Origin of the sequence: Paenibacillus hunanensis (assembly GCF_034055775.1) — a bacterium.
GTDB lineage: Bacteria > Bacillota > Bacilli > Paenibacillales > Paenibacillaceae > Saccharibacillus > Saccharibacillus hunanensis.
In genome coordinates, this window is the sequence record NZ_CP139194.1 from 2343761 (window position 1) to 2356129 (window position 12369).

Annotated in this window: 10 protein-coding genes and 1 other annotated feature; of the genes, 3 read left to right on the forward strand and 7 right to left on the reverse strand. The window is 46.0% G+C overall.

What is annotated here, in order from left to right:
* The first annotated feature begins 15 nt into the window (after positions 1–15).
* Both SK066_RS09600 and SK066_RS09605 read left to right on the forward strand, forming a co-directional pair.
* Positions 16–711, forward strand: coding sequence for a DnaD domain-containing protein (locus SK066_RS09600; RefSeq protein WP_320544839.1), 696 nt, complete (start codon positions 16–18; stop codon positions 709–711).
* A gap of 1799 nt (positions 712–2510) precedes the next feature.
* The gene (locus SK066_RS09605) at positions 2511–2933 is read left to right on the forward strand and encodes a LysM peptidoglycan-binding domain-containing protein (protein ID WP_320544484.1); all 423 of its coding nucleotides are present in this window, start codon (positions 2511–2513) and stop codon (positions 2931–2933) included.
* A 438-nt stretch (positions 2934–3371) separates the two neighbouring features.
* Here the strand turns inward: SK066_RS09605 and mtnB are convergent, their stop codons facing one another.
* From mtnB to SK066_RS09640, 7 genes are all read right to left on the reverse strand, one after another.
* The gene (mtnB, locus tag SK066_RS09610) at positions 3372–4016 is read right to left on the reverse strand and encodes a methylthioribulose 1-phosphate dehydratase (RefSeq protein WP_320544485.1); all 645 of its coding nucleotides are present in this window, start codon (positions 4014–4016) and stop codon (positions 3372–3374) included.
* Positions 4013–4687: a 2-hydroxy-3-keto-5-methylthiopentenyl-1-phosphate phosphatase gene (locus tag SK066_RS09615; RefSeq protein WP_188775470.1), complete on the reverse strand. Its 675-nt coding sequence runs from the start codon at positions 4685–4687 to the stop codon at positions 4013–4015. The genes mtnB and SK066_RS09615 overlap by 4 nt, the downstream gene beginning before the upstream one ends.
* Positions 4684–5898, reverse strand: a complete 1215-nt coding sequence (locus SK066_RS09620) for a 2,3-diketo-5-methylthiopentyl-1-phosphate enolase (protein ID WP_320544486.1) — start codon at positions 5896–5898, stop codon at positions 4684–4686. The genes SK066_RS09615 and SK066_RS09620 overlap by 4 nt, the downstream gene beginning before the upstream one ends.
* On the reverse strand, positions 5895–6764 hold the full coding sequence (proC, locus tag SK066_RS09625; protein WP_320544487.1) for a pyrroline-5-carboxylate reductase: 870 nt from the start codon (positions 6762–6764) through the stop codon (positions 5895–5897). The genes SK066_RS09620 and proC overlap by 4 nt, the downstream gene beginning before the upstream one ends.
* Positions 6765–6883: 119 nt before the next feature.
* Positions 6884–8134, reverse strand: a complete 1251-nt coding sequence (locus SK066_RS09630; RefSeq protein ID WP_320544488.1) for a glutamate-5-semialdehyde dehydrogenase — start codon at positions 8132–8134, stop codon at positions 6884–6886.
* 78 nt (positions 8135–8212) lie between these two features.
* Positions 8213–9322 (reverse strand): glutamate 5-kinase, encoded by a 1110-nt coding sequence (gene proB, locus SK066_RS09635; protein ID WP_188775474.1) that lies wholly within the window; start codon positions 9320–9322, stop codon positions 8213–8215.
* 61 nt (positions 9323–9383) lie between these two features.
* Positions 9384–9603, reverse strand: a binding site (T-box leader).
* A gap of 217 nt (positions 9604–9820) precedes the next feature.
* Positions 9821–11026, reverse strand: a complete 1206-nt coding sequence (locus SK066_RS09640) for a pyridoxal phosphate-dependent aminotransferase (RefSeq protein ID WP_320544489.1) — start codon at positions 11024–11026, stop codon at positions 9821–9823.
* A gap of 375 nt (positions 11027–11401) precedes the next feature.
* On the opposite strand from SK066_RS09640, the gene SK066_RS09645 reads away from it, so the two are divergent.
* Positions 11402–12211 (forward strand): carbon-nitrogen family hydrolase, encoded by an 810-nt coding sequence (locus SK066_RS09645; protein WP_320544490.1) that lies wholly within the window; start codon positions 11402–11404, stop codon positions 12209–12211.
* The last annotated feature ends 158 nt before the right edge of the window (positions 12212–12369 follow it).

Here is a 12369-nt window from a genome sequence, read left to right on the forward strand (position 1 = left end):
GAAAGGTTGATGAATATGGGTGGAGAACAATGGCAATCATGGGCACAGGGCGCTGCCTATGCCATGGGGATGCAAACGGCGAATATTCCGCATGCATTGCTCAAGTATTATCAAGCGCTCGATCTGGACGATGCAGAAGCGATGCTGCTATTGCAGCTGATTGCGTTTCGTCAGGTGGAGCATAATGAATTCCCGACGCTGGAAGAGCTGGAATGGCGTACAGGTGCGGCACCGTCGATTATTGCCGCTCGCATTCAAAAGCTGATGAAGGCTGGTTTTATTGCAATTGAGGATGAGCAGGACCCACTGACCGGTGTGCGCTACGAACGCTACGATCTGAATGGTCTGTATGTGAAGCTCGGTACGGTGCTGGCTTCAGAGCAACAGGAGCGCACCAGAGTTGTGCGCAAAGCTGAAGAAGCAGCCAAAACACAGGCAGCCAAAGAAGAGGATCAGCAGCGTAATCTGTTTATCATTTTCGAAAAAGAATTTGCACGTCCATTATCACCAATGGAATGCGAAACGATCTCTAGCTGGATCGATCAGGATCGTTATCCTGAGGAATTGATTCTGATGGCGCTAAAAGAGTCTGTATTTGCCGGTAAGCTACATTTCCGGTATATCGATCGTATTCTGCTGGAATGGAACCGTAATCGTATTCGTACGGCAGATGATGCACGAGCGTATACGCAAAAGTTTCGCCAGCGTTAAGGCCAGGATTGATGGGGTGCTTGGCTACAAGTCTAGCTAGGCAACCGAAATGAATGCATGACTTATGATGAGTGAAGTTATGGATTGAATAATGGGATGAGTAGGCTGTATTGGATTCGCTATTGAATAACGTGCTTCGGTTTCTGCTTCGTCATAGTCTATTTGCTTATTAAGTATAACGATGTAGGTATGGGTACGATTAGCCTGATAGTGAGAATAGACACTTACTCAAGGCTCTAAACTTTCTAAGTGCTCTAAGTGCTCTAAGTGCTCTAAGTGCTCTAAGTGCTCTAAGTGCTCTAAACCCTTGAGCTTAATAACGCGGTAAATAGGGCATGATGAACTTCATAGATGACATAAGACATAAGTAACTTTGAATATGAATATAAGCTCTGAGGCGCTGTATAGGTGATCTCAGGGCTTTTTTGTGCAGGTTATTGAGAATAAGGTAAAGAATAGTTAATTAATCATACATAATAGATTATACGTAATAGATTATACGTAATAGATTGTAAGCTATAAGTCTTATACAGCGAAGAGGAGTGAGCTAAGACGAAGATGAAAGAAGAATTAGAAGAAGAGCTAGAAGAGGATTGAAGAAGCGATGCCAATTCGTAGTAAACGATGTGAAGGCAGGAGGGAAATATAGACATATGATTTGTAGAAAAAGCAAACTAACGATTATTAGCGAAACACAGTCAAATGTATACGAAGAAGGTCATACGCGCAAAACCGTTACTTTTTCAAAAGTAATTCTAACTTCATACCAAAAATAACTACCCAGCATATTGTTGGATCGAGTGCAGAGTAGACACATCGAACCAGAATAAAGCAACCAAATGATCTAAAAATAATGATTTCAAGATAGATTTTTAAAAAAATAAAAAAAATTTTTGAAGGATATTTTTAGTAATAAAACCCTTATTGCATAATAAAATGGAAATTTTTAAAGAGTGAATGATTATTCATTATAAAGTTATATTATGCATTGTGGGATGAATTGAAAACAATGAAATATTAATCCTATAATCCATACTGATTTTGATTAAAAATTTCAAAAACGTGATTTAGATCACTTTTCATGTTAGCTTTCGAGCGCTTTTACTTTAAATATAAGAATTATACATACATTTAACAAAATAAATGAACAGAAACAACAATGATCTATTTCCGGAATGTGTACCCGAAGTTAAAATCAAATTGAGTTAGATAGCAATTATATAGCTATACTACGCAATTGGTTGCTAGATCATTTGAGCAAAATGGAATGTTAGAAATACGAATACTGTCCAAATGACATAATAATCAAGGCAATCGAAAAGAAACAAAATTCTTGCTTGCTTGTTAACATACCTGACACAAACGACGTATACAATCAAAATGTGAACGATGTTTGACCAGCTTGTGAAATGTAAACGAAAAGTGAAAAATTATGCACTTTATTTCAGAATAGGATGAAGTGTATGTAAAATGTAAGCGTTATCCAAATTTGATATGTACATAATGACACCGCTATCAAAACGTCTAAATGACGCTAAAATGAATTTCGTTAGGCTTGCAATTTATTTGAAATAGGAGTAAAGTAGCTTTTGCCCTCATTAAAACAAGTACCGGCTGATTAAAAAAAGCTGCGCTCGTCTCATATTTATACATTACACATCATTAGACGAAGAACCATTACATCCGTGAATACGTCATCTGCGCAAAGTCAGCTTTTTACTTAAATCGCATTGTCATTGATCGACAGTGCAGTGAATCATTTATTATAAACAAACATAATCTAAGGAGAGATTCCACTCATGAACAACAAAATTCAAAAAGTATTGCTTTCTACTGCTCTAGTTGCAGGCTTCGGTGCTGTAGCTGTATCCGCTCCATTCAGCGCAAGTGCTGCTCCAATCGAAAAGTCTAACCATGACAAACGTCAAGACAAAGCAGATCGTATTGCTGACAACGCAGCATTCCTGGCAGCTCAAGAAGCTCAATTCCAAGCAATGTTCGGTACACCTGCTACTGAAGAAACAACAAAAGAAGAAGCAGCTGCCCCTAAAGAGACAACTGCTACTGAACAAACACAAGCTAAAAAAGAAATCACTGTTGTCGTTCCACAAGGTGCCAGCCTGACTGATCTTGCTGCTCAATATGGCGTAACTGTAGACGAGCTGGTTGCTGCCAACAACCTGCTGCCTGCTGGTTTCCAACTGACTGTTCCACAAAAATAAGAAGTAATTGATCTGATCGGCCAAGAACAGATAAATAGCATAACGCGTACTATCGAAATCCATTGCTGCCACAATGGGTTTCGTGCGTTGTCTTTACTTTTCTTTGTGCAACATAGGCAACAAGGACAGTATATGTAGAGATGACGTAATGTGATTGCGTGCTTGCTTTATACGATTGAATTCAGTATACGGGTATTTGTGATAAAGGGCAATAATAAAAATCGATTTTTATACAAAAAAAGCTGACATTAAATGAAATGTCAGCTTTTTTGTGCGTTTTCATTGCTGAAATAACGAACAATAAAATTATAATATTAATTAAAGTTCGTTTATTAATGAAATATGAATTGAAATATTCCATTTTTATACAGCGATTGATAAGTTGTAACCTACTCATGACTATTTTCGATTAGGTTAAGTTCGATCCCTTGAACAGCATCATTTACGCAGCAGCAGATCACGATAGATGTATTCAAAAATGAATTCAAAGGCTTCCAGATGGCGCTTTGCTTCAAATGCATTTTGACCCCATGCATAGATGCCATGTCCACGCAGCAGAATGCCCGGTACAGTCGGATTAAGAGCATCGGGTACTAATTCTGCAATCCGCGGGATATCCGCGTAATTCGGCAATACAGGCACCGTAATCGCAGCATTTTCCTCCCAGATATTAAACGCTTTGATCAGCTCCAGTCCTTGAATTGGAACCTGACCCTGCTCACCGAAGTACTCGCTCACCAGATTATTAAACACGGTATGCACATGGAATACAGCGCCACAGCCTGTTTTGCGATAAATTTCACAGTGAATAAGAGTCTCTGCGCTGGGACGTAGTTCAGTCGTTTCACATGCACGACCCTCTTGATCAACGAATAGAAAATCAGAGGGAGTGCTTACCGATTTGTCTTTACCACTCGCGGTGATCGCAAAGTAGAAGTTATCCGGCGTATAATCACCGATCCGCAGCGATAGATTACCACTGGTGCCTGGAAACCAGTGGCGAGCGGCAAACTGCTCTTTAATACCGCTTAGCTCTTGTAGTACGGCTTGCTTTTGCTCCAGAGGGATAGTAACAAAACTCATGAATGGATCGCTCCTGTTCTTTGTCGGAAGTCTGCAATAATATCGTGGAACGTCTCAAACGGAACATGAGGCACGCCCAGCTCCCGGCATTTCTCGGTTAAGGTAGAGCGTGAATAGACCAGATCAGCGATTTTTGCTCCTTCAAAGTCGGTTACACTATCGCCGATTAGAATACGCTCATACTGCTCCGGTGGAAATTCGCGCATCACGGTCGTTTTGCACATGCCACAATCATTGCTACAGTGTTCATCACACGGATGAGGCCATAGAATCTCGATATATTCGCCAGAAAAATCAGCGCTATTGCAGAAAATATGATCATCCGGTATGCCAAATGGCTCCAGCAACGGCTTCAAAAAGAAGTCGATCCCGCCACTGGTCACATAATAGGGAATCTGTTGCTCACGCACGAAGGCGAGAAATTCAGCAAAGCCTGCACGTATACCAGCATGCTGCATCACAAAATCGATAATATCCTGCTTTTGCGAGGAGGGCATTAAGCCAAACATCGCAGTGACTCCATCCCGAATCGAACGCTGCTGATGAAAGACTTCATTTAATATCGTTTCATAGCCAGCTGGAGCAAAGTGCTTCATAATCGCGACGATATTGTCTGAATTCGTAATCGTTCCATCAAAATCACAGAAGATCACAGGCTGTCTCGTACTCATCGCTCGCCACCCCACATCTCCAGCGCCTGCGATAGCTCGGTATGACCCTGTACGGCATAATCAGCAAGGGAGATGCCCGCCAGTGCAGCATCAATCGCTTGCTGGAATGCTCGTCCACCTGCGCTTGCGCCGCCAGGATGACCATGAATGCCGCCGCCTGCATTGATAATAACCTCTGTACCAAAATCCTTCAAAATCAGTGGCACCAGCCCTGGATGAATACCAGCAGATGGAACCGGGAAGCTATGCTTATACGGCAGTCTGCCTGTAATGAGCTGTTGCTGAATCGCCATATTCTCTTCACGCGGCATCGTGACCGAGCCGTATGGAGAAGGGAATAGCACTAGATCGGCGCCAGCAAGGCGCATTAGCTGTCCTAGAAGTACAGAGGCGGAGATGCCGTAATAGGGCGATGGATAATAAGCACCTGCAAGCGCAGGATGTGCCATAATTGGAATCGAAATCTCTGGATCAGCACTTAGCTCCGCTAGCACATCATAGCCATAGGAGAGCACATTGAACAGTAGTGCATTTGCACCTGCATCAATCGCTTTTTTCGCCTGCTCACGTAAGCGGAAGGTAGAGCCCGTCAGATTGGCGGCGTACAGCACTTTTTTGCCAGTTTCGGCTTGAGCCGCTTCGGCCGCTTTACGGCAGGCTTCCACACGCTTTTCGATGGGCGTCAGTTCATTTTCAAATAGAATCTCATCATCCTTGATCAGATCGACACCACCCAGTGCCTGTGCACTGAATTGACGGGTCAGTTCATCCAGATCATGACCGATCACCGATTTGAAAATGCTCATCAGCAGTGGACGCTTCGGTACACCGAGTAATTCACGTACACCCTGTACGCCAAACTTTGGACCCTGGAAATGGCTCAGGAAACGCTCGGACAATTCCAGATCGATCAGCTTAATGCGTCCATCCATGGAAATTTTACCGAATACCGTCACGAGCAGCGCAGGGATATCACTGCTAAAGTTCACATCTGGATAAGCGATGCGAATATCAGCATAGCGTTCACCTGTTGCGGAGCGTGCTTCATCCACGGCGATCACTTCGCCAAGATGCTTTTTCATGGAGGCTTGCTTGGCAGCAGGCAGCTCAGTCCAGCTACCTACCGTCATGCCAACCGCAATCGAGGTTGCCTTTTTGTGAAAATCCGCCTGTTCGTCGTAACAGCGGTACGTTGCGATGCAATAGCTCATGATAGTTCCTCCTTTAATGCTGCCCCCATTTCCTGGGAGCGTTCAGCACAGCGTTCAATACCACGAATAATCGTTTGCTTCATCTGATGATCATCGAATACTTTGATTGCAGCTGCGGTTGCGCCATTCGGTGAGGTGACTTTAGCGCGTAGCTCAGCAGGATCTTCTCCGGTTTGCTGTACCATATGTGCGGCACCGATCGCGGTTTGGATCGTTAGCTCGCGTGCTTGCTCATGTGTGAGACCACCCTGAACACCGGCTGCGATCATTGCTTCCATCATATAGTATATATAAGCAGGGCCACTGCCGGAAATACCGGTTAATGTTTCCATTTGATTTTCAGCAATTTCGGTTACGGTACCTACCGCTTCAAACAGGCGACGTACGGTTACTCGCTGCTCCGCCGATACTTCCTCCGAATAAACGATACCTGTTGCACCAAGTCCAATCGTGCTGGATGTGTTGGGCATCGTACGAGCGATCGGTTGCTTTTTGTCGAGCAGGTTTTGTATTGTGTTAATTTCCAGACCTGCAATAACGGATACAAGCAGCTGATCTGGCTTGAGTAGTGGACTGAGCTGTCGTAGCGCAGCCGCTGCATCGATCGGCTTCATCGCAAGCACAATAATACCTGCCTGCTGTAATGCCTGATCACGATCCGTCTCATTGCTAACGACGGTTACGCCGTAGCGTTGAATCAGATATTGCAAGCGATCTTGATTGTTGCGATTGAGCATCGTGACCTGACCGGGAATGACGACTGAGCGGTTAACCAGCCCACGTAAAATGGCTTCTGCCATCGAACCTGCTCCGTAGAAGCAGATCGATTGTTCGATTAATGCATGTTGCGTTGAAGAATGACCCATATTTATCTTTCCTTTCTATATAAAGAGAGCTTTCCTGAGGACAGCCTTAGTGATGTACATGTGTATGTGTGTGAAGCCCGGCTATAGGAGCCAGGCTTCGAGTTACAGAGACATGTGGATTAGCCGCGAATCTGGCCGTTACCATAAATTTTATATTTGGTTGAAGTGAGGGCTGGCAATCCCATTGGGCCACGAGCATGTAGCTTTTGGGTGCTGATGCCGATCTCGGCGCCGAAGCCGAATTCGAAGCCATCGGTGAAGCGAGTGGAGGCGTTATGGTAGACTGCTGCCGCATCAACCTCCTGCATGAAGCGTGCAGCATGGGCTTCATTTTCGGTTACGATGCATTCTGAATGTTTGGTGCTATAGGTGGCAATATGCTGTAACGCTTCATCCAGTGAGCCTACGATTTTGACATTTAAAATATAATCATTGTACTCGGTCGCATAGTCCTGCTCGGTTGCCAGCTTTGCCCATGGCAGACGCTCCAATGTAGCCGAGCATCCGCGAATTTCGACTTTGTATTGCTCACGTAATTGCTCTGCCAGCTGCACAAATGCAGCAGTATCGTAATCCGCATGAACGAGCAGCGTTTCCATTGAGTTGCAGACGGAGGGGCGCTGAACCTTGGCATTAATGGCAATCTCATCGACCATTGAAGTAAGCGCAGAAGTATCGACAAATGTATGGCAAATGCCTGCGCCTGTCTCAATTACAGGTACGGTAGAGTTTTGTACGACATTTTGAATGAGGGAGCTACCGCCGCGTGGAATAATCACATCGATCAGTCCATTTAGACGCATCAGTTCATTCACAGAAGCACGATCGGAATCTTCAATGAGCTGTAATGCGTCCGCCGGAATCGCGGATTGCTCCAGTGCGGAATGAAGCACCTCCACGATTTTACGATTGGAGGATAATGCGGCTGAACCACCGCGCAGTACGATAGCATTGCCTGTTTTTAGCGCAAGCCCTGCTGCATCGACTGTAACATTAGGACGTGCTTCGTAGATCATGCCAATGACACCGATCGGTACACGAATTTTCTCGATATGCAGTCCATTGGGACGCTCGATGATTTCCAACACTTCACCGATTGGATCGTTTAATTCGACAATCTGGCGCAATCCTTCTGCAATATCGCCAACACGCTTGGTGTCCAGACGCAGACGATCTAACAGTGATTCAGATGTGCCATCGGCACGTCCTCGCTCAATATCCTCACTATTGGCGGTGATGATCGCATCGGCTTGCTCGATCAATGCATCCGCCATCATTAATAGTGCTTTGTTTTTGTCTTCCGTTGTGATGCTGGCAAGTGGAGATGCTGCCTTGCTCGCCAGCGTTGCTTTTTGTACAACTTCACTCATTGTGTATACCTCCTGACGCCCTGAGGCGAAATGATAATCTTGTCTAGCTCCATGACCCTGTAGGATAGCGATTATCTTCTATAATGTAATCCATTCATCGCGATGGATTGCTTCCAGATGCTGAATATAATCCAGTCCGAGCGTCGTGGCGATACGACTGCTTGGCAGTCCAGCAATCTGCTGCAATTGATCGTGATCATAATTCACAATGCCACGTCCAAGCGTCTCGCGCTCTAGATTCTGCACCTCAACCACATCACCTGCATGGAATTGTCCTTCAATTTGACGAATGCCAACAGGGAGCAGGCTACGTCCATTATCGATCAATGCCTGCTCAGCGCCTTCATCGACGACGAGTGTACCGAGCGGAACACTGAGAAAGCCGAGCCACTGCTTTTTCATCGGTAGCGAAGCGCTATGCGTAGCAAAGTAAGAGCCTTTACCGGTACCATTTGCAGCTGCCAGCAGATCACCTGCTTCGGTCACACGTCCAACGAATACTGGAATACCACCGCGGGTGGCGATTTTGGCAGCATCCACCTTGGAGCGCATCCCACCTGTGCCTACCGCTGAGCCAGCACCGCCTGCAACTGCATAAATCTCATCCGTAATCTCATCGATTCGATCATAGCGAACAGCATTGGGGTCTTTGTTCGGGTTGGCACTGTACAATCCATCCACATCGGTCAAAATCAGTACATGCGACGCACGTGCTAAATTCGCTACGAGTGCAGATAATGTATCGTTATCGCCGAATTTGAGCTCATCGACGGAGACGGTATCATTTTCATTAATGACCGGGATGACGCCTTGCTTGAGTAGCTCTTCAATCGTCATACTCGCATTCGCAGCACGTTTACGATGTGTAAAGTCACCGCGTGTGAGCAGGATTTGCGCGCTGACCAGACCGTGCGTAGCAAATGCCTGCTGGTAATCTCGCATAAGCAGTGCTTGTCCGACTGAGGCAGCTGCCTGCTTTTCATGTAATAGCTTCGGTCTTGTTGCATATCCGATCTCGCGGAATCCGGCAGCCACCGCACCTGAGGTGACGAGTAGCACCGAATGTCCATGCTGCTGCAAAGCAGCGATTTCTGAGGCGAAAAAAGCAACGGCCTCACGATTTAATCCGCCCTGTGGGCCTGTCAGCGAGCTGCTGCCGATTTTCACGACAATACGCTGATGTTCCATGATTGTTCACTCCTTTGGCATAACAACAAAAAAGACCTCCGTCCACGTATTCGTATTGAATACAAAGGACGAAAGTCTGAACTTCCGCGGTACCACCTTTATTGACAGCCCAGAGCTGTCCGGCTTCGTGCCCGGATAACGGTGGGAAGACCGTCCGACGTTTGGCGCCGGAAGCTCGGGGGCAGGTTCGGCAGGAGCTGGCGGTGAATCCTTTCAGCCTCCGGAATTCACTCTCTATACACGCCGCTTGATTTGCTTACTATTCCCGTCATTGCATTAATTGTTGTTGCTGATTAGGATAGCACGGACTTGGACTTTTGCCAAGTACCGCGCCAGCGTTCAATAGAAATTTAATGAGGACAGTCGATGAATAGCCCCTTTATTTCAAAAAATCATACAGGCTACCAATCATACTTCATCACGAATACTGATCTGAATCAAGGGATGTCTACGCTCATAGGATGGCATTCGGCAATATGAATGCACAACACCAATCGCTCAGGCAAACAAATTCAGCTTACCAATCCGTTGTACTGCTTCGCGCAAGCGCTCCTCCGAGGTGAGCAGACCAATTCGCACATAGCCTTCGCCACCTTCGCCGAAGCCGATACCTGGTGCCACTGCGACATGTGCTTGCTCCAGCAAAATTGTCGCAAATTCACGCGATGTCATTCCTTCCGGCACAGGCAACCAGCAGAAGAAGGAGCCTTTCGGAGCCTGTGCAGACCAGCCGATCTTCTGCAATTCTTCGAAAAAGGCGTTCCGACGCGATTCATAGCGTGCTACCAGATCCTTTACGCACTGCTGATCGTCAGTGAGGGCACGTGCTGCGGCGGCTTGAATGCCACCAAACAGGCTCACATACACATGATCCTGCATCAGATTAATGAGACGGATAATCTCACGATTGCCTAGTGCAAAGGCAACACGCCAGCCCGCCATATTGTACGTTTTGGATAGGGTATAGAATTCAACGCCAACTTCTTTTGCACCCGGAGTTTGTAAGAAGCTAACTGGCTTTTGCCCATCAAATCCAATCGCACCATAGGCAAAGTCGCTCGCGACCACGATTTCATGCTCTTTTGCAAAGGCGACTGTATCCTCGTAAAACGACAACGGGGCCGTAGCAGAGGTCGGATTGTTAGGATAATTAAGGAACATCAGCTTCGCGCGTTCCAGCACATCCGGTGCGATGGCACTATAGTCTGGTAAATAAGCATTCTGCTCGGTGAGTGGCATAAAGCTCATCTCCGCACCTGCCAGCGCTACGCCAGACCAGTAATCTGGATAACCGGGATCAGGCACAAGACATACATCACCCTGCTGTAGCATAATCTGGCTGATCTCGATCAGTCCGGTTTTGCCGCCAAATAAAATAGCGACCTCTGTCTCCGGATCAAGCTCCACATCATAGTCTTCCCGATAACGCTGTACAATCGCTTCTTTCAAAAAGGCATACCCGCTAAACGGAGAATATTTATGATATTGGGGATTGCCTGCTGCCTCACGTAGTTCCTCGACAATATGTGATGGAGTAGGCTGATCAGGATTACCCTGACCGAGATTAATCACGTCATGACCTGCGGCAACGTGCCGATTCACATCCTGCACCAGCTTAGCGAAAAATTGCTCTGGTAGCTCATTCATGATCGCAGCAGGACGGATCGGAAAGGCAGACACGCCAGCTTCATTTACATTAGACATCGTATTCATCACTCCGGTTGATTCAATTTTGAATGGTTGACTTTTGATGCATCTACATAGTTATCCTAATTTATCACGGTTTTTCCGATTGGCATAGATATGTTATTGGAAAAGTTGGAGTTATACATAGGCGAGGAGACAGAAGTATTGCTTTTTCACACGTACGAGGGATATGATAATCAAAATATAATGTTCACTATGCATATCGATCTGCACGCCTATCTATAGGAGCAGATTGCGAATCGAGCGAGCGGTTATCTAATTTAAAAGGCGTTATTATGTGTTTACTATGTGCTATATCATCTATGATGATAGAAAATCTATAATAGTGCTGGATCATTCATTTATTTTATTATAAGCAAGGAGCGATGAACGATGGCTTCACAGCAATATCATATTAGTCTGCTGCAAATGGATATAAGACTTGCTGATCCTCAGTATAATCAGCAACGTGCTGGCGAATGGATCGCGGAGGCGATGAAAGTAGAGCCGAAGCCGGATGTGATCGTATTGCCGGAAATGTGGAATACGGGCTATGCGCTTGATCGGCTGGACGGTATTGCCGAACCGGAAAACGGTCCCATCTGCGACTGGTTAAGTGAAACGGCAGCTCATTATGGAATTACGATTGTAGGTGGCTCGATCTCCGAGCAGCGTAGTAGCGGATTTTATAATACATTATATGCGTATGCCCCAGATGGCAGTCAGCTAACCCGTTATGACAAAATTCATCTGTTCAAGCTGATGGACGAGGAGAAATTCATGCAGCCCGGCGAGCAGACCGCATTGTTTCCACTTGGCGATGTGACCGTAGCCGCGTCGATCTGTTATGATATTCGTTTCCCGGAACTGGCGCGTACGCTTGCATTAGCAGGAGCAAAAGTATGGTTCGTACCAGCAGAATGGCCGAATCCACGTCTGCATCACTGGCGCACATTGCTCACCGCACGCGCGATTGAAAATCAGATGTATGTGATTGCCTGCAACCGTGTCGGACGGGATGAGAAAAGCGAATTTTTCGGACATTCGATGATTATCGATCCTTGGGGTGAAGTGATCGCCGAAGGTGGAGAAGAGGAAGGTATCATAAGCGCGACGATTGATCTGGAGCTATCCGAGGATGTGCGTGGACGGATTCCAGTCTTCGCCGATCGTCGTCCAGAGCTGTATAAGCATACGGATTGAGCTGGAGGCTTGAACGTTCAGAACCAGAACCAGAACCAGAACCAGAACCAGAACCAGAACCAGAACCAGAACCAGAACCAGAACCAGAACCAGAACCATTAATGCTTGCGACAAGGAAGCCAGTGGAATCAGTAAAGCTGATGACTGGCTTTTTTAGC